An 18,645-nucleotide genomic window follows, 5' to 3' on the forward strand; every position below is an offset into this window, starting at 1 on the left:
ATTAAAAAAGGAAGCCTGCTAGTGGGCTTCCTTTTTGCGTAGTTATTTTAGTACTAAAACAGGGCAGTGTGAATGCTGCACGACATTATGGCTGACACTTCCTAAGAAAAGCTCTTTCACATTGCCAAGACCTCGGCTGCCGACCATTATAAGGGACATATCCTGTGCTCTAGCATACTTGCAAATTTCAGCACCAGCATTGCCGGCAAGAACTTCGGTTTTTATAGGATGATTAACGTGGCGAAATTCTTCTTCTACTTTTTCTAGCTCCACTTTGGATTCTTTTCGTAGATCCTCTTCAATACTTTTATAAACTGCCACGTTGGTAAACGGACCTGTTGGATTAATAACGGTAACAACGTGGACTTCGGTATCTTGGCGCTCTCTGGCTTTTGCCATAGCTTCCTGAAGAGCTTTTTTACTCAAAGTAGAACCATCATAAGCAACTAATATTTTTTCCATCGAAAACCACTCCTTTTGGTTAGCCGTTATATCCTTCTCTATACTTAAATTTTAACATATGTTTAGGATAAACGTCTTGCAATTCGCAAATTTGTCACTATATTAAACTACTAAACCAAGCACCAATGCCTGCTCCGATATAATTCCCTACAAGGAGCAATATAAGAACGACCAGCTTAGTCCAGCCTTTTGCAATTGCCATGGCAGCTGCAGTAGTAGGTCCGCCGATATTGCAGGCTAAATCGGAAAACTTTACTTAACGTGAAGGAAACAACCATATATACGATAGCAACCGATAGCATTTGTGAGCGGATTTTCAAAAATATGGGCGAATGTTAAAATTTGTGGGCGAATATCAAAAAATATGGGCGAATTTTCATATTTATGAGCGAATATCAAAAAATATAGGCGCACTACCCAAAAAGCTCCTGCTCCTTGTTAGGAAGCGGAGCTTTTTCCATTCACTATATCCCTTCTCACGAGAGTGCTGGAAGAAAGGCAGTATTCTTCCGTAAAAGCAATTATATTGAAAGCTACCGATTACCGTAGCGATGGTCAAAGAGCTGCTGGTATTCAATAGCGGAATGAGGAACATCTGTAAAAATAGCATCACAGCCTAACTTATAACAACGCATAATTCTGGGTGGGCGGTTCACAGTATAAATTCTTAATGGCATGTTCTCTTTCCGGCAGTCCTCGACCAGACGTCTTGTTAACAATGAATACTTCGCATGCAGCGCCTTTGCACCGCTATTCTTTACATAGGATAAAGGGTCTCGAATGCGCTGGGATAGTAACAGTGCAGTCTCTACCTCACTTGTAAGCTTGCTGAACCGTTTAATGGTAGAAGGGTTGAAGCTTGAAATAATGGTCCTAGATTGAAGGCTGTGGCGTTGAATATGTTCTAGTACAATGGACTCAATGTGTTCATATTCGATAATATTTGTTTTTAGTTCAATGTTAAGGAGAAGCGGGAACTTTTTGGACCAGGTAAGAAATTGATCTAGACTCAGAATGGAGGTACCTTGAAATTTCTCAGCAAACCAGGCTCCAGCATCAAGCCGTTGTAATTGTTCATATGTATGATTTTTAATGTATCCGTTACCATTTGTAGTCCGATTCAGTGTTTCGTCGTGGATGAGAACAGGGACATTGTCTTTGGTTAATTGCACATCTGTTTCAAGACCTTCTGCTCCGACACTTTTGGCTAACTTAAAAGCAGGCATTGTGTTTTCAGGTGCTATTTTGCTTGCACCACGGTGGGCAAAAATGGTTGTGTTCACTATTGGCACCTCCTGGTAGTATTTCCATTTTATTTTCTGTTATCTACACGAAATTGTCAATTTAGTTTGGTTCAAAACCCATTACGACACGTGGGCATCCTGCAAGGAATTATGATAGCATGAAGTAGTCTGAAAATATAATCCTAAGGAGTAGTAGGAGCAGAACATCATACATAAATTGTACTATGGGTGTAAGGTGAGGTGGAGGATATGCAACAATGGCAAAGTAAAGAACAACTCGTTGATTTACTGTGTTCTCTCGTGGAATATCCGAGTATTACGGGTAGTGAAGCGGAAATAGCACTGGTAGAATATTTATATCATAAGCTGTCGGAACGTCCTTATTTTGAGAAAAATCCAGAGCATATGAAACTGCATCCATTACAAGATGGCAGGAGATTATTGACCGCACTTGTAAAACAGGGGGAAAGTACCGAAACCATTATTTTATTAAGTCACTTTGACGTAGTTGGTGTGGAAGATTATGGGTTGAAGAAGAACTTAGCCTTCCATCCTCGTGCTCTAACGGAGGACTATCATCGCTATATAGATGAACTTCCCGATGCTGTGCAAGCAGATTTAGAACATGGAGAGTGGCTGTTTGGAAGAGGGACGATGGACATGAAGGCGGGATTGTCTGTTCATTTATCGATGCTTGAGAAGGCCATGTCTGGTGAGTTTAACGGTAACATATTGCTGTTAACGGTCCCCGATGAAGAAGCAAACTCCTTTGGGATGCTGCAGGCACTTCCAGCGCTTCAGGAAATCAAAGAGCAAGAGAATTTACACTATAAAGCTTGCTTAAACGGAGAGCCGATGTTCAGTCAATATCCAGGTGACCCACATAATTATGTGTATTCTGGTTCAATTGGAAAAGTACTACCGGGTTTCTTCTGCTACGGAAAGGAAACACATGTAGGCGAGCCGTTTGCTGGGTTGAATGCGAATTTAATGATTAGCTATATTGCTCAGGAGCTTGAGTTGAATGAAACGTTTATTGAAACAGTGGGGAATGAAACAACGCCTCCTCCTGTCAGTCTGATGCAGCGGGATCTTAAAGAAGAATACTCTGTACAAACTCCTCAAGCTGCCGTTTCTATGTACAATGTATTGTATTTAAAGCAGTCTATTGATGATATTAATGAGAAGCTGATGCAGGCTGCTCATAGGGCGAGCGGGCGTATTACGAAGCATTATCAGCACAAGGCTGAGGCTTTTCATAAGGAAAAGCCAGGTCTTGAATTTCCAGAAATGGATGTTCGAGTATTAATGTACGATGAGCTTGTAGAAGAGGCAGTTTCTAGATTTGGTCTTCATGAAGTAGAAAGACGGGAAAATCTTTTAATCAATCAGCGAGAGAAAGGAGACCGGGAATTTTCTACTTTATTGGTTCACGAGCTTGCTTCGTTGTGTAAGGATTTAGCACCAATGATTGTTTTATTCTACAGCCCACCATTCTATCCCGCAGTGTCCTCTAAAGGGGATGCGTATATTCAAAGGACATTAACACGCGTGAAAGAATACACCAAAGAGCATTATCAGGTAGAGTTGAAGGAAATAGAATTCTTCCCCGGCTTATCTGATTTAAGCTTTATCGGCCCGGCAACCTCCTCTGCGTCTCTTCATACCTTAATGGAAAACATGCCATTAAAGGGGAAGGGGTATGACCTGTCCGAGCAGCTGCTTCAGACACTGCAGATGCCCATCTTGAACGTGGGTCCTCGTGGTAAGGATCCGCATCAATGGACAGAACGATTGGAATTGAAGTATAGCTTTGAATATTTACCCCATATCGTAACAGATACGATACACTTCTTATTGAAAAATTAGAAATAGAAAAGCCTTGCTCCATAAAGGAGCAAGGCTTATATTAATTCGTCCAGTTTTCCTGCATAAATTCGATGCCTGTTCCTGGTCCGATCGGAATACCTAGAGCCATCCATACAAACAGCATGATCACCCAGGCAATCATAAATACGATGGAATATGGCAGCATCGTCGCAACGAGTGTTCCAATTCCTACGTTTTTATCATATTTCTGAGCAAATGCAATCACAATGGCAAAGTAGGTCATTAATGGTGAGATAACGTTCGTTGTGGAATCAGCAATACGATAGACAAGTGTCGTAAATTCCGGTGTATAACCAATTCTCATCATAATCGGAACGAAGACAGGTGCCATGATGGCCCATTTCGCTGATGCACTTCCCATAAATAGGTTAATTAATGCTGCTACGATAATGAACAACAGAATGACACGGAAATCTTCCATTCCTGTTGTTTTTAGAAACTCGGCACCTTTTATAGCTAGAATGCGGCCGATATTTGTTTTGGAGAAGTAAGCCACAAATTGAGCAGCAAAGAATGATAATACGATAAATGATCCCATTGACTCCATTGTTTGACTCAATTGATTGGCAACATCTTTATCATTTCTTATATTTTTCGTAACAACTCCATAAACAAATCCAGGTATAATAAACATTAGGAAAATACTTGGCACAAGATTAAAGAAGAACGGTGATTTCAAAAACTCTTCGCCGCGTAATGGTCCCCATTCCGGCACAATTAATAGAGAAATGAGACCTAGCGTTGCAATTAAAGCAAGGGCAGAGAAGATTAACCCTTTTTTCTCAATCTTGGTCAGATAGTTTACTTCATCTTCTACTTCCCCTTCGTAAGTGCCAAGACGACGCTCAACAAAGCGGTTGGTTACCCATGTACCTAATACCGTTAATAGGACAACAGATGCTACCATGAAATAGTAGTTCATCGTGTACGTAATTTCACTCGCATAGGAAGCGTAGATAGAGCCTTTTACTGCTTCAACAGTTAGATCAGCCAATAAGGGGTCTAGTGCGGTTAAAGATAGATTTGCACTAAAGCCAGCAGATACCCCAGCAAAGGCTGCTGCCAGACCTGCCAGTGGGTGTCGGCCTAGTCCTGCGTATAGCACAGCACCAAGTGGTACGAGCACTACATAGCCAGCATCGGCAGCCATGCTGGACATAATACCTGCAAATACAAGCGTTGCTGTGATGAGCGAGCTTGGTACAGAGGTTACCAAGCCGCGCAGCATAGCGCTGATTAACCCGGAGCGCTCAGCGATACCTATTCCAAGCATCGTTACAAGCACAGTACCTAATGGAGCAAAGCCTGTGAAGTTTGTAACGAAGCTTTCGAATATATAGCGAATACCTTCTGTGGACATCAAGTTGAATACTTGAACCGTTTCGCCTTTTATAGGGTCATCCACCGTCACATTAAGGGCGGACATAATACCAGATACGATAATAATAAGTAATGCAAAGATTGCAAATAGAGTAGCTGGGTGCGGAAGTTTATTACCGACCCGCTCAATGAAATCCAAAGACTTCATAACCCAAGTACGTTTTTGGGTGTTTTCCATCGCAAGTCTCCCCCTTTTCAATAATTTTCAAATAATTTAATGTAATCGTAAGTACTAGAGTAGTATAAGGAAATCGTCAGGTAATTTAAAGGTTTTTTGAAAAATGCGGAATTCGTCGAAAATTGTAAATTATTATAGTGGTTTCGTAAAGAGTAAATCTAATTCGTCTTGTCCACTGGAGATGAACAGAGCCAGCTGGGATAGGTGCTGGATTTAGTATTCTTTTAAGGATTTTTCCTTATCCTGGTGTCAAATGTTCATTCTCATATAGACAATATGGTGCCTCTTTCCATGAAAGGGAGGAATAATATTTTTTCTGGTAATACTGGACAATAGCTAGAATATATGACAAAACGTACCAAAAGGAGTACAATAGAAGTAACTGAATGATCATTCATTATTGGAGGTCGCTTATGCTATATACTACTGATACTATCCATCAATTAACCGTCCCTACTCCATTTGGGGTTGGGGATGTTCACACCTATTTACTAAAGGGAGACTCCTTAACGCTTGTCGATGCTGGTATTAAGACAGAAGAAGCATGGAAGGCATTAGAAGCAGGGTTAAAGGAGGTAGGATATACTCCTCAAGATGTGGAACAAATTGTGCTCACTCATCACCACCCAGATCATATCGGGCTCGTTGATCGTTTTCCAAACATGATTGGTTTGTATGGACATGAAGATAACCGCAAATGGCTGGAACGAGATGAACCCTTTTTGAATCGCTTTCGTGCCTTCTTTCTAGAATTGTATCGACAATTCGGCGTTGGAGAAGAGTATCAGGCTTTTTTCAAGCATCTTCGTGACCCATTAAAATATGTAGGGGAAGGGACCTTGACGAAATCCTTACAGGAAGGGGATACGATTCCTGGACACAAAGAATGGAAAGTAGTAGCAACACCTGGGCATGCGGAAAGCCACCTTTCCTTTTTTAGGGCACAAGATGGGACCATGCTTTCTGGGGACCATCTGTTATATCATATCTCTTCTAATCCATTGCTCGAACCTCCACGCCACCCTGGAGGAGTACGGCCGAAACCGCTTGTTACGTATCGGGAAACGATGGAGAAGTGTCTATCCTACCCTATTAAAAAAGTAATGCCTGGGCATGGGCCTGTTTTTGACGGGGTACATGACATTATTCGTACGCGTTTACAAAAACAAGAACAGCGTGCTCAAAAAGTGTATGATATGCTGGGTGCACACTCGTTGACACCTTTTGAAGTGTGTCAGCAGTTATTTCCTTCTCACATAAAGAAGGAATTTGGGCTCACGATGTCTGAAACTGTTGGACAATTGGATTATTTAGAATCTGTTCAGCGAGTACAAGTGGAGAAGAAAGACGGAATTTATTACTATACTGCAGTATAATTAGGAGAAAGCGATGCAATCATTACAGGATAAGATCATTATTGTTACGGGAGCCTCAAGCGGGATAGGAGAACGAATAGCACACCATGTAGCAAACCAGGGCGGGTTCCCTGTTCTGTTAGCAAGAAGAGCTAGTAAACTAAAAGAAATAGTACAACAATTGCCTGGTGCAAGCGCCTGGTACGCCTGTGACATAGCGGACTTAGAAGCTATTCGTGAAACGTTCGCCCGCATACGGTCTGAGTACGGTCCACCAGATGCTCTCATTAATAATGCAGGGTTTGGCATATTTGAATCGGTTTCTGACACCCCAATGAATGCTTTTCAATCGATGTTTGATGTAAATGTGCTTGGATTAATTCAATGTGTCAAGGAAGTGCTTCCAGATATGATTACGAAGCAGTATGGCCACATTATTAACATTGCTAGTCAAGCTGGAAAGATCTCAACTCCCAAAAGCTCCGGCTATGCTGCAACGAAGCATGCGGTAATTGGCTTTACTAATTCTCTTCGTATGGAAGTGAAGGATCATCATATTCAGGTAACGGGTGTAAATCTTGGACCGGTTCGAACAAACTTCTTTGATACTGCTGATCCAGAAGGGGCGTATCAGTCTTCGGTAGAACGATATATGCTTGATCCGGATGTCGTAGCCAAACGAATCGTCCAGTCCCTTTTTACCTCCAAGCGCGAGGTGAATATGCCAGGCTGGATGAATGTCGGTGCTAAATTGTACCAGCTGATGCCAGGTCTGATGGAAGTCATGTTGCGAAATCAGTTTTCCAAAAAGTAAAGCAGCCCCCTCTTATTGCCATAGGAGGGGTATTTTTATGGATGTGTATGTATTGCTGCGCTTGTCGAATACGTTATGTCGAAAATTGGAAAACATCTCCTCTTGATAAAACGAACAAAAGTTCGCATAATAATAGGTACTACTATGCGAACAAACATTCGTTTTGCTGTATCAGGAGGAGACAGACATGACCAACCCAACCATAGACTATAGCACGTTTCCAGATCGAAAAATACTGTGCGTAGATATGAAGAGCTTTTATGCTAGCTGCGCTGCTATTGCGAAGGGATTGGATCCTATGACGAGTCATGTGGCGGTCGTAGCAGATTTGAAGCGGCCTGGAAGTGTCGTTCTGGCTGCCTCTCCAGCCTTAAAGAAAGATTTTGGTATTCGCACAGGCAGCAGATTATTTGAAATTCCAGATGACCCTCGTATCCATCTTGTTTCTGCCCAGATGCGCATGTATTTGGAAATTTCCACTGAGATAACAAGGCTGTTTCATCGCTATGTTCCAAAGGAGGCCATTCATACGTACAGTGTGGATGAGAGCTTTCTCGATGTTACTGGCACGGAAAAACTGTGGGGAAGTGCGTGGGAGGTAGCCGCTATGATTCGAAAAGAAATGCTTGAGACCTTCCACCTTCATTGCGCTATTGGAATTGGGCCGAATATGCTGATGTCTAAGCTATGTCTCGATTTAGACGCTAAGCAGAAGGGGATTGAAGAATGGACATATGATGATATACGCACCAGCTTATGGCCGGTCTCTCCTTTAAGTGAAATGTGGGGAATTGGGTCCCGGATGGAAAAGCGTTTGAATCGTCTCGGTATTACAACGGTTGGACAGCTTGCCCATTTTCCCCTCGAGCAGCTCGAGAAGGTATTTGGGGTAATGGGAAATCAGTTATATTACCACGCAAATGGAGTAGACATTTCTGAATTAGGAGCTCCAATCATGAGTGGGCAAATTAGCTTTGGTAAAAGTCAGATTCTAATGCGCGATTATCCAGATCCAGAGGAAGTGAAGTATGTCATCCTAGAGATGTGCGAAGAGGTCGCCAAGCGTGCTCGAGCAAATCATAAGGCAGGCAGGACCATCAGCTTGGGGATTGGGTATAGTAAGGACGAGGGAGGGGGATTTCATCGCTCCCGTTCGATTCAGACTGCGACTAATATTACGACGGAAATCTACGATGTCTGTATAGAATTATTCCATGAGTTCTACCGTAATCAAACCGTGAGGAAGATTTCTATTGCGCTTTCTAACATAGAAGAAGATGAAGGGATGCAGTTGAGCCTTTTTGAGCCAGAACGCGATAAGAAGCGGGATTTAGGGTATGTAATGGATACGATTCGCGATAAATTTGGCAGTGATGCGCTGCTGCGCGCAGTTTCTTATACGAAGGCTGGTACGGCCAAGCATCGAAGTAGACTCGTTGGCGGGCACTACGCAGAATAGGTAAAGCGCCGGGTACGAGAAGCAATCTTAGGTGTGTTACAATAATCATAAGAATGCAACTAGGAGAGGTATCATGCAGAAGACATTAGATCATATTGGTGTAGCAGTAAGAGATATAGAAGAAAGTATTCAGTTTTATACGGATGTATTAGGAGCAACATTAATCGATCAGTATCGAAGCGATGCGATGGGTGTGGAAAGTGAAATTGCAATAATGGATATTAACGGGGCGAGGACAGAGCTATTAGCTCCAACGAATAATACTACTTCTCCCATAGCTCGTTTCCTTAAGCAGAAGGGGAAAGGGGTTCACCACGTTGCCTATCATGTTGGAAATCTCGATGAGGCAATAGAAGACTTGACGGCCAAAGGCATTCGTACACTTCCCAACTCCTTGCGCATTAATAAGCACGGACGTCGTCTTATTTACCTTAATCCGGCAGACACGGAAGGAACGATTATTGAATACTGCGATTACCCTGAATAAAGGGAAAAACCGAGCCCAATAGCTCGGTTTTTTGTATATTTCCTAATGGTTACGCTTCCATATCGATGTCCAAATAATGGATGGGGCCTTCTTCTGATAAAGAAGGGGCAAGTAATTTGGTCAATAGACCAGCCATAAAGGCACAAGCAGTATAAGTAAAAGCCCAGAGGAGAAAGGTACGTTCATATGTAGTGAGCGATAGGATAAGAGTAAGTCCCGCTATCGCTAAGGGCATAGAGGAAAGCTTATTAAATATCCGATATCCGAGGGAGCCGAGTACAATGGCAGCAATCGGTAAGATGAAGCAGACAAAAGGATTTACAAACATCAAGAACCTCCCATACAGAATGATTTAGTGTAATTTTACAACACAACAATTACCAATAAAAGGGGAGGATGGGGAATTAATATAATTGTAATGAAAATGAAATAGATGCATATGGCGGATTATCTTTCAAATACTACAACCATAAATTAAAGAAAGAAGGATTCTCCGCCCATGAAAATGAAAATATGTATGTTTACGTTTTTATTCAGCATCCTACTCTTCGCATCGCACGCAAATGCTAGTGTCATTTATACCGTTCAAAAAGGAGATACGTTAGGGGAAATTGCAAAATCGTATAAGACTTCGATTTCTTACTTACAGAAAATAAATGGGATAGAAAATGCGGGTCAGCTCATACCTGGACAAGCATTATTTATACCTGGAGAAACCTATATTGTAAGGCAAGGAGATTCACTTTGGAAGCTGGCCAACCTTCATCAAACTTCTGTTCGTAAACTTGAGGAGCTGAATGGAATAAAAGAGACTTCCATTCAGACTGGAACGAGATTAGTCATACCTCAAGGAGAGAAAAGGCTTGTAGACGTGGGGGCCTTCTTTGTTCCGTCCACTCCAGAAAACAATTCCACTATCCTAAAAGAGTACAACAAATTTCTGACATCTTCTGGCGTTTTTGAATACCATCCTGATGAAACCGGCCGATTAAGTACTCTTCACGGGGAAGATTCAATAAAGAAAAATTGGAAGAGCGGGCTTATCCCTTATGCTACATTAACAAATTTAAGCTCTCAAGGGTTTGATCCAGATTTAGTACATCGGCTTCTATCTGATAAAACTAAGGAAAGCAGGCTGATAGAAGAAATTGCTACCGTCATTCATGACAAGCAGTTCAAGGGTATTATTATCGATTTTGAAGGGATTCACGAAAAGGATCGTGATTTGTTTAATACATTTATCGCTAAATTAAATAAAAGGCTAGACAAAATAGGAGGTGAACTAGGCATTGCGGTCCCTCCAAAACAAGGTGATGCCATACCTGTGCACTCTTCTGCCTATGACTATCAAACCCTAGGCAAGCATGTGGATTTTATGTTTATTATGACATACGACTGGCATTGGCCTGGGGGAGATGCTGGTCCGATTGCACCGATTAAAGAAGTGAAGAAGACGTTAGATTATGCGGTTACAGTTCTTCCGAAAGAAAAGATATTTCTAGGACTAGCTATGTATGCATATGATTGGACGATAACCCCTGATGGGGAAAAGGGCGTGGCATATTCTCAGAAGGAAGCAATGAATAAAGCGGTCCACCGTGCTAAAGAGGTTCATTACGATTATGAGTCGGCAGCTCCGTGGTACAGATATAAAGATAGTAATGGAATTGTTCATGAGGTTTGGTTTGAGGATGCTAGGTCTATCCTTCCTAAATATCGATTAGTTAAACAATATGAGCTAGCTGGACTAGGAGGGTGGAAGATAGGATTACGTTTTCCACAAGCAGGTTATTTGTTAACAGAAGAATTTCATATTAAGAAATAATCGCTCCTCGACGGGAATACATTAGTGGAACGCTATTATTGCAAATATGACGAACATTTCCTACACTTTAAGAAGCAGGGTAGAGAGAGGTGTCTGAAATGAAATTACACATCACAGAAGAAGCCAAAGACCAAATGAGACGCTTACAGCCGGAGGGGAAGACATCCTTACGACTGTTTTATGATATAGATGGTTGCGGCTGTGGAGTTAATGGTATGCCAATTATTTATTTTACGAATGAAGCTCAGACGAAATATGATGAGCAAGTAGAAAATGAAGATTACCTCATTTTTATAGATAATCAGCAGAAAACGTTCTTCGAACCAGAGATGACGCTTGCCTGGAATGGGAAGCTATTTCAGCTTAAAAGTCGTAAAGGGTTGTTGAATCCTTCCATATCTTCAAGAGTACTGAAAACAGGAGGGATGATGAATGAGTAAAAAAAGGAAAGCAGAAGACCAGGCTGGAACATTGCAGGGAATGCTGGATGAGGATATGCTGCAGAGGCTTCGTTCAAAGAAATCCGATTTAAAACAACAAGAGCAAGCTAAGCAAGAGGAAGAGCAACGCAGAAAGGCAGAAGAGAGGAAGCGGCGTGAAGCAAACAAGAGCTTTGAAGAACTATTGAACGAAAGCAACATGGACAATTGGAAGAATTTTAAAGATTAAGGACAACTGTTAAGATTTTACTCGATTGTTTTTCACTGCTGTGGTATAATAACGGTAGATTTTCTAAACTTCATAAAAAACGACCACAGCTGGAACTGTGGTCGCCGGAGTCCGCGTTCTCTTAAACAGAGGATCGGCCCATCATAACAGGATAGACCTCCCCCTTATCTTAGCGGAATAAGGGAGGTCTATTTTTTATTGTTGTTGATTTCGGAGATCAGCTTTACGACTAATCCCAGCAGACCAACAATAAAGCTTCCAAACGAAAAGAGAATCACAAACATTTGGTAAGCATCCAGAGGCATCACCCCCTTTCACAGGGAGTTAGCCGACCACCCTTAGAACCTTAAGCAGAACACGACTCCTCCCCCCATTATACCAAATTATGGGCGGTAGTGCTTTAGGACAAAAGACCGTATGTTCCCTAACAACATTCAAATATCTTTTTGAAGAAAATAGTTTGAAATCTAAATAAATTGGCAATGTAATGTGTGTACCTATTTTTTAGATTGATGGAGGGAATAACAATGACCACAGCTTATACGAAGCAATATATAAATGGCGAATGGATAGAAGGATCCAGTGATAAGAAAGTAATCAACTATAATCCATATACTAACGAAGTACTGCAGGAAATTACATCGGCAAATCAAGATGATTTAAATGCAGCCTATGACAGCGCAGAAAGGGCACAGAAAGAGTGGGCAACATTAGCACCTGCTCAAATTCAACAATACTTTGATGTGCTGCTTCAAAAGATGAATGAACGAAAAGAAGATATTATGGATTGGCTCGTTAAAGAATCAGGTAGTACTAAAATGAAGGCTCAGGTAGAATTTCAAGCGGCAATGGCTATTGTCAAAGAATCATCCAGCTTCCCGACAAGAATGCAAGGAGCTATCCTGCCTTCCAATGTTGCTGGTAAGAATAATTATGTTGAACGCTCTCCTAAAGGGGTAATCGGTGTAATCGGACCATGGAATTTCCCATTTCACCTCGCACTTCGAACGATAGCTCCAGCCATTGCGACGGGTAATACGGTGGTCGTGAAACCGGCCTCTGATACTCCTGTAACATCAGGTCTTATCATTGGAGAACTGCTGGAACAGGCAGGGTTTCCAAAAGGAGTCATTAATGTTGTGGTAGGTCGCGGCTCAGAAATCGGAGATTCCTTTGTAACTCATCCTACTCCGAAGCTTATTTCCTTTACGGGCTCGACCGAAGTGGGAAGCCATATTGGAGAGCTTGCAGGGAAGCATATCAAGGATACGGCACTTGAATTAGGCGGTAACAATGCAATGCTTGTACTGGAGGATGCTGATATAGATAAAGCAGTTCAAGCAGCTGCGTTTGGTAAATACTTGCACCAAGGTCAAATTTGCATGTCCTTAAACCGTATAATCGTACACGAATCCATCTATGATCAATTTACGAGTGCCTTTGCGGAAAAAGTAAAAAGCTTAAAAGTGGGCGATCCAGCTGAAGAGGATACAGTCATCGGACCGGTAATTAATCAAGATGCTGTAGAACGCATTCACAAAGATGTAGAAGATAGTGTTCAGCAAGGTGCACACCAGCTAGTTAGCGGAGAAGCTCGTGGCAATTTAATGGAGCCAATTGTCCTTTCCAACGTTACAAACGATATGCCAATTGCTCATAACGAAATTTTCGGGCCTGTTGCTACGGTGATCAAAGTAGGAGATGAACAAGAAGCAATCGACGTGGCCAATAGTTCTCCTTATGGCTTGAGCGGCTCTGTATTCACAACAGATCGCTATCGTGGTATCGAAGTAGCGAAGCAGGTAGAAACCGGTATGATCCACATTAATGATCAGTCTGTTAATGATGAAGCTCACGTAGCCTTTGGTGGTGAAAAGCAGTCTGGTATTGGTCGCTTCGGCGGTGAATGGGCATTAGATAAATTCACAACGGTTAAATGGATTAGTGTTCAATCTGAATATAGAACCTATCCGTTCTAATAACGATAAAAAGAAAGCCGGACACACAGTGCTCCGGCTTATTTTTATGGAAATGAATAGCATGCCCTTTGACCTTTATCATACATATAATGGTATGACGAAGGAGGGGGATTCCTATGACCAGTCCACTTAAAGTACCGGTACAAATGCCGAAAGAGAAATGGATTAGCGGACACTTGACCTCGTTTAAACAAGATCCGTTGGCCTTTTTAGACCAAATCCAAAAGGAAGACACCGACATAGTAAGGCTCCGTTTTGGCCATCAGAATATTTATCATATTAAGGACCCTGATATTCTAAAAGAAGTGCTGGTAACTAAAGCAGACTATTTTAAAAAGGCAAAAAGCTTTGCTGTTTTAAAAGCCTTTGTAGGAGAAGGTCTATTGACCAGTGAAGGAGAGGTACATAAACAGCAGCGAAGAAGGATGCAGCCATCCTTTACAGAAAGTCACCTTTCCTCTTATGTCATGGTAATGGAAGAGGAAACGAAAGAAATGATGGCAAATTGGAAGCTAGATACCCCTTTTAACATTCATACAGAACTAATGAATGTAGCTTTAGGGATTATTTGCAGAACAATGTTTGGTACCGATGTAAATAAAGATTATCTTACCATTTCTCAAGCTATTGATGAAATAATGACTACATCTACAAAGAGAATACGATCTCTAATAAAAATTCCCCTTTCTGTTCCAACAAAGGAAAATAAGAAATATGTCCAATCCATCCTTGCATTAGAAAACGTAATATCCTCCATCATTCAAAAGAGACGAGAGCAGCCTACTCCTACTAGAACTGACTTATTATCCATCCTCATGGAAAGTAGAGACAAGGATGGAAATGTAATGTCAGAAAGACAGCTGCGTGATGAAGTAATGACCATTTTCTTAGCAGGTCACGAGACAACAGCTAATGCAATGGGATGGACAATGTATCATGTAGCGACTCACCCAAATGTAGAGAGGAAAATCATGGATGAGATTCAAGAGGTAGTAGGAAATAGTAACCTTACGTACGAGCATGCTAAGCAGCTCACATACCTGAAAGCAGCCATTCACGAAGCGATTCGCCTCCACCCACCGGCCTGGTTGTTTGGCAGAGAAGCTAAAGAGTCTATAACGATTGGAGAGAATTGGGGGCTGCATAAAGGAGATGTTGTTCATATCAGTCCTTATGTTATGCATCGACAAAAGCAATACTATCAGGAGCCTGATACATTTGTGCCAGAACGATTTCTTGATGATTCGTTAAAGCATAACCCTCGTTTTACGTATTTACCTTTTGGAGGAGGAGCCAGGAGCTGTATAGGTAATCATTTCTCTATTATAGAAGCAACAGTAGTGCTTGCGACTATATACAGGTATAATTCGATAAATCTCGATAAGAACTATCCAGTAATTCCTAATCCTCTCATCACATTACGTCCTAAGGAAGGCATTATGGTAACGGTTAATGACTCATAATCTATCTCTTTATTCTACGCAGGAATGTACTAGTAACCCCAGCCAGCGCCGTAACAAACGTGACAAGAAGAAGCACCAGCAATGGTTCAAAACCTTCCCTTATTCCACAATACACCAATGTACCGATTCCCAAAATGATAACTATTAATCCAATTGGGTAGATACTGTCTTTGCATCGCTTGTGTATTAACAGGAATATGGACAGAAGGAGAGAAAATATAACGATTTGTACCACTATCATTGTTAACCACCTTTCAGGAAATTGGACTACCACGATGTAGTATCATACAAATGCTTACTATCTTATATACAGACCCTAGTCATACTTTTATTTAACAAGAAAAAAGCTAGTGTATTACAACCATTATATATAATAATTAGGATTTAAGTAGGAGCTATAGTGAATATCGTAAAAAGATGTAATATAGCATTACAGAAGAATTTTTAATGGTTATCCCATTTAAACCATACAGACAATGATATAATAAATAAACCAATTAAAATAATCATTAAAGAAAGGACGAGTGTACAGTGACGAAACATAAGATTTATACAATGAGTTTCGCAAGTGTCTATCCACATTATGTGACGAAGGCGGAAAAAAAGGGGCGGACAAAAGCTGAAGTGGATGAACTTATTCGTTGGCTGACTGGGTATAGTCAGGAGGGGTTAGAAGCAGTACTGGAACACCAGACAGACTTTGAGACTTTCTTTGCGGAAGCTCCCCAATTGAACCCTTCGCGTTCTATGATTAAAGGAGTAATCTGTGGTGTCCGAGTAGAGGACATAGAAGAGCCTACTATGCAAGAGATTCGCTATTTGGATAAGCTTATCGACGAGCTAGCAAAGGGAAAAGCAATGGAGAAGATACAGCGGAAATAATATATAAAGGCGAAGAAGCAGCGCTTCGCAATTGTTAACGAGAAGGGGACGATTATCTTATGAATAGGTAGTTGTCCCTTTATTGATTTTTACTTCATCTGTTCTTCAATTATCATGCCTTAATCGATTGTTTCACTATCAGAAGGTTTCTTAGCTAATAAAGTTGAGTTACTGGTTATCTTTTGGAATAATTGGAAATGTGTGATAATTACAGATGTAATATTATGTGGAGGGATAATGTATGCTGGAAAGGATCGATACTGTATGTATGAAAGTGAACAACGTGCAAAGAGCTAGTGACTGGTATGAAGAACATCTGGGCTTTGAAGTAGTTTTTCGAGGTGAAGGGTATCGAATCCTACATGTTGGAGATAAGGGCGTTCCTCTAACGATTGAGGAGGGAGAAGGAGCAAACAAAGAGGGTAACTACCCTATTTTCTATTCCAATGATATTAAAGAAACGTATGAAACATTAAAGGGGAAAGGGGTACAATTAGGCAGGCTTCATGATGATGGAGTAAACACTTTTTTTGATTTTTTTGATGCAGACAGCAATAGGCTACAGGTTTGTCATTACAGGGAGTGAGAAGGACACATTGAAGAAGGGGTAACATGGAGATATATTCGTTTGATTAGTAGACATGCTTTTTTGGAATACAAGCTTACAATTATGATTGATATATAACAGTATCATCTTTACAATGTGATGTAAGCGTTTTAATAATTTCAAGGAGTGGTGAAGTAATGCATGTACCTTTGCTTTTGACTGATTTCCTGGACAGAGCAGTAGCATTGTATGGTGACAAGGAAGCTATTATTGGTACAGATGAAGTAATGACCTATCGGAAGCTTCAGGACCGGGTTCATCAGCTATCTCATGGACTCACATCATTAGGTATAGAAAAAGGGGATAAAGTAGCTTATCTTGCTCCGAACACCTCTGAAATGCTGGAGGGCTTCTATGGAGTTATGCAGACAGGTGCGATCATGACCCCCCTTAACACAAGACTAAAGGCTAGAGATTATCGGTTTATATTAGAGCATAGTGAAAGTAAGGCGCTTTTTGTAGATGACTCTTTATACCATCTCGTTGAAGAGGTTATCCATGACTTATCCTTGCTCGAGCATGTGTACGTCCACGGTAATTCATCAAAGGAACAGCCCTCCTATGAACAATGGCTCTCATCATTCCCAACTCACCCCTTTCAAAGAGAAGATCTGAAAGAATCCGATATTGCATCCTTACTTTATACAAGTGGAACGACAGGGAACCCCAAAGGAGTACTGCTTAGTCATCGAGCAAATTATCTTCATGCCATGAGTGCTATGCATCATTTACAAGTTACGGACAAAGATACGTTATTGCATGTGCTGCCTATGTTTCATGTAAATGGGTGGGGTTCGCCGTTTTATTATACGGCTAATGGAGCGGCTCAGGTAATGCTTCACAAAACAGATCCTTATCTCATTCTGGATAAAATTCAAAAACATAAAGTTACCATATTACATATGGCTCCGACTGTACTGAATATGGTTATGGAGGCATACGAAGAAATAAAGCCTGATATTCCACAGGACGTGCGTGTGGTGATTGCAGGCTCAGCTCCTCCAGCCGCATTTGTCCGGAAGGTAGAAGAGGAAATGGGATGGAAATTTATACAAGTGTATGGTATGACAGAGATTTCTCCGTTAATTACTATTTCTGAGCCTCGTTCTGAGGAGGAAGGCCTATCAAGAGAAGAGCAATATTTACAGAAGGCAAAAGCTGGTTATCCAATGATTGGAAGCAGAGTGAAGGTGGTAGATGAGCTGGGAGACGAGGTTGCTCATGATGGCAAAAGTATAGGAGAAATCATAACAAGAACCAATAATATGATGGAAGGGTATTACAAAAATCCTGAAGCAACCAATGAAACAATAAGGGATGGATGGCTCTTTACTGGGGATATGGCTGTCGTGGATGAAGCAGGGTTTATAGAAATCGTTGATAGAAGAAAGGATGTTATCATAAGCGGCGGAGAAAATATCTCTTCCATAGAAGTAGAGGGAACGTTATATGAGCATCCATCCATTCTAGAAGCTGCAGTAGTGGCCGTTCCATCTGAAAAATGGGGAGAGGCACCACACGCAGTAGTCGTGCTTCGGGAAGGGGAAACAATAGGAGAAGAGGAAATTATAACCTATTGCAGGTCCAAATTAGCTCATTTTAAATCTCCTAGAAGTGTGACCTTCATGGAGGAGCTTCCTAAGACGGCATCTGGAAAAATACAAAAGGTAGTCCTAAGGAAGCCTTTCTGGGAAAAAGAAGAAAAGCATGTGAATTGATTGCTGGGAGTCTGAATGGTTACAACGATCCATTCAGACTCTCTTTATTTTATGGGGAATTAGGAAGCTGTGCTATACTAGTAGATAAAGAAAATGGACAAGTATAAATTTGTTATATTTTTATAAAGGAATGCTTCGTTGATAATTTTTTATCTTACACGTATGTAACCATAAGATAGGAATGTGAACTTTGACTTTCGTATCCTATTATTTCACAATAGGAATGAGTAAAA

Annotated in this window: 20 protein-coding genes; 13 read left to right on the forward strand and 7 right to left on the reverse strand. The window is 41.2% G+C overall.

The window, feature by feature from the left end:
* Positions 1–42: 42 nt before the first annotated feature.
* The 3 genes from ACFFGV_RS05425 to ACFFGV_RS05435 all read right to left on the reverse strand — a co-directional run bounded on the left by ACFFGV_RS05425 (position 43) and on the right by ACFFGV_RS05435 (position 1,745).
* Positions 43–462, reverse strand: a complete 420-nt coding sequence (locus ACFFGV_RS05425) for a universal stress protein (RefSeq protein ID WP_377345575.1) — start codon at positions 460–462, stop codon at positions 43–45.
* 97 nt (positions 463–559) lie between these two features.
* Positions 560–664, reverse strand: coding sequence for a hypothetical protein (locus tag ACFFGV_RS05430; protein WP_377345576.1), 105 nt, complete (start codon positions 662–664; stop codon positions 560–562).
* A gap of 331 nt (positions 665–995) precedes the next feature.
* Positions 996–1,745, reverse strand: a complete 750-nt coding sequence (locus ACFFGV_RS05435) for a glycerophosphodiester phosphodiesterase (protein WP_377345577.1) — start codon at positions 1,743–1,745, stop codon at positions 996–998.
* A gap of 210 nt (positions 1,746–1,955) precedes the next feature.
* Here ACFFGV_RS05435 and ACFFGV_RS05440 point away from each other — a divergent pair, with 210 nt between their 5' ends.
* Positions 1,956–3,575: a M20/M25/M40 family metallo-hydrolase gene (locus ACFFGV_RS05440; RefSeq protein WP_377345578.1), complete on the forward strand. Its 1,620-nt coding sequence runs from the start codon at positions 1,956–1,958 to the stop codon at positions 3,573–3,575.
* A 40-nt stretch (positions 3,576–3,615) separates the two neighbouring features.
* On the opposite strand, the gene ACFFGV_RS05445 is transcribed toward ACFFGV_RS05440, so the two are convergent.
* Complete coding sequence (locus ACFFGV_RS05445; RefSeq protein ID WP_377345579.1) at positions 3,616–5,154, reverse strand: AbgT family transporter; 1,539 nt, start codon at positions 5,152–5,154, stop codon at positions 3,616–3,618.
* Positions 5,155–5,567: 413 nt separating this feature from the next.
* Here ACFFGV_RS05445 and ACFFGV_RS05450 point away from each other — a divergent pair, with 413 nt between their 5' ends.
* The 4 genes from ACFFGV_RS05450 (at position 5,568) to ACFFGV_RS05465 (ending at position 9,269) form a co-directional block, all read left to right on the forward strand.
* Complete coding sequence (locus ACFFGV_RS05450; RefSeq protein WP_377345580.1) at positions 5,568–6,530, forward strand: MBL fold metallo-hydrolase; 963 nt, start codon at positions 5,568–5,570, stop codon at positions 6,528–6,530.
* Positions 6,531–6,543: 13 nt separating this feature from the next.
* The gene (locus ACFFGV_RS05455; protein WP_377345581.1) at positions 6,544–7,323 is read left to right on the forward strand and encodes an SDR family NAD(P)-dependent oxidoreductase; all 780 of its coding nucleotides are present in this window, start codon (positions 6,544–6,546) and stop codon (positions 7,321–7,323) included.
* Between the two features lie 187 nt (positions 7,324–7,510).
* Positions 7,511–8,782 (forward strand): Y-family DNA polymerase, encoded by a 1,272-nt coding sequence (locus ACFFGV_RS05460; RefSeq protein WP_377345582.1) that lies wholly within the window; start codon positions 7,511–7,513, stop codon positions 8,780–8,782.
* A 73-nt stretch (positions 8,783–8,855) separates the two neighbouring features.
* A complete protein-coding gene (locus ACFFGV_RS05465) occupies positions 8,856–9,269 on the forward strand; it encodes a VOC family protein (protein WP_377345583.1) in 414 nt (137 codons plus the stop codon).
* 49 nt (positions 9,270–9,318) lie between these two features.
* Here ACFFGV_RS05465 and ACFFGV_RS05470 read toward each other — a convergent pair whose 3' ends face one another.
* The gene (locus ACFFGV_RS05470) at positions 9,319–9,597 is read right to left on the reverse strand and encodes a DUF2651 family protein (protein ID WP_377345584.1); all 279 of its coding nucleotides are present in this window, start codon (positions 9,595–9,597) and stop codon (positions 9,319–9,321) included.
* 171 nt (positions 9,598–9,768) lie between these two features.
* Here ACFFGV_RS05470 and ACFFGV_RS05475 point away from each other — a divergent pair, with 171 nt between their 5' ends.
* The 3 genes from ACFFGV_RS05475 (at position 9,769) to ACFFGV_RS05485 (ending at position 11,763) form a co-directional block, all read left to right on the forward strand.
* A complete protein-coding gene (locus ACFFGV_RS05475) occupies positions 9,769–11,094 on the forward strand; it encodes a glycoside hydrolase family 18 protein (RefSeq protein ID WP_377345585.1) in 1,326 nt (441 codons plus the stop codon).
* 98 nt (positions 11,095–11,192) lie between these two features.
* On the forward strand, positions 11,193–11,534 hold the full coding sequence (locus ACFFGV_RS05480) for an iron-sulfur cluster biosynthesis family protein (protein WP_377345586.1): 342 nt from the start codon (positions 11,193–11,195) through the stop codon (positions 11,532–11,534).
* Positions 11,527–11,763, forward strand: a complete 237-nt coding sequence (locus tag ACFFGV_RS05485; RefSeq protein ID WP_377345587.1) for a YqkE family protein — start codon at positions 11,527–11,529, stop codon at positions 11,761–11,763. The genes ACFFGV_RS05480 and ACFFGV_RS05485 overlap by 8 nt, the downstream gene beginning before the upstream one ends.
* 188 nt (positions 11,764–11,951) lie before the next feature.
* Here ACFFGV_RS05485 and ACFFGV_RS05490 read toward each other — a convergent pair whose 3' ends face one another.
* Complete coding sequence (locus tag ACFFGV_RS05490) at positions 11,952–12,068, reverse strand: putative holin-like toxin (protein WP_377345588.1); 117 nt, start codon at positions 12,066–12,068, stop codon at positions 11,952–11,954.
* Between the two features lie 222 nt (positions 12,069–12,290).
* Between ACFFGV_RS05490 and ACFFGV_RS05495 the strand changes: the two genes are divergently transcribed.
* On the forward strand, positions 12,291–13,742 hold the full coding sequence (locus ACFFGV_RS05495; RefSeq protein WP_377345589.1) for an aldehyde dehydrogenase family protein: 1,452 nt from the start codon (positions 12,291–12,293) through the stop codon (positions 13,740–13,742).
* A 116-nt stretch (positions 13,743–13,858) separates the two neighbouring features.
* Complete coding sequence (locus tag ACFFGV_RS05500) at positions 13,859–15,205, forward strand: cytochrome P450 (protein WP_377345590.1); 1,347 nt, start codon at positions 13,859–13,861, stop codon at positions 15,203–15,205.
* A gap of 1 nt (position 15,206) precedes the next feature.
* On the opposite strand, the gene ACFFGV_RS05505 is transcribed toward ACFFGV_RS05500, so the two are convergent.
* A complete protein-coding gene (locus ACFFGV_RS05505; RefSeq protein ID WP_377345591.1) occupies positions 15,207–15,446 on the reverse strand; it encodes a hypothetical protein in 240 nt (79 codons plus the stop codon).
* 290 nt (positions 15,447–15,736) lie between these two features.
* On the opposite strand from ACFFGV_RS05505, the gene ACFFGV_RS05510 reads away from it, so the two are divergent.
* The 3 genes from ACFFGV_RS05510 to ACFFGV_RS05520 all read left to right on the forward strand — a co-directional run bounded on the left by ACFFGV_RS05510 (position 15,737) and on the right by ACFFGV_RS05520 (position 18,412).
* Entirely contained in the window at positions 15,737–16,087 is a 351-nt protein-coding gene (locus tag ACFFGV_RS05510; protein ID WP_377345592.1) for a DUF2200 domain-containing protein, read from the forward strand.
* A 241-nt stretch (positions 16,088–16,328) separates the two neighbouring features.
* The gene (locus tag ACFFGV_RS05515; protein WP_377345593.1) at positions 16,329–16,673 is read left to right on the forward strand and encodes a VOC family protein; all 345 of its coding nucleotides are present in this window, start codon (positions 16,329–16,331) and stop codon (positions 16,671–16,673) included.
* 158 nt (positions 16,674–16,831) lie between these two features.
* Positions 16,832–18,412: a long-chain-fatty-acid--CoA ligase gene (locus tag ACFFGV_RS05520; protein WP_377345594.1), complete on the forward strand. Its 1,581-nt coding sequence runs from the start codon at positions 16,832–16,834 to the stop codon at positions 18,410–18,412.
* Positions 18,413–18,645 lie beyond the last annotated feature (233 nt).

The organism is Pontibacillus salicampi (genome assembly GCF_042434395.1).
Lineage (GTDB): Bacteria > Bacillota > Bacilli > Bacillales > BH030062 > Pontibacillus > Pontibacillus salicampi.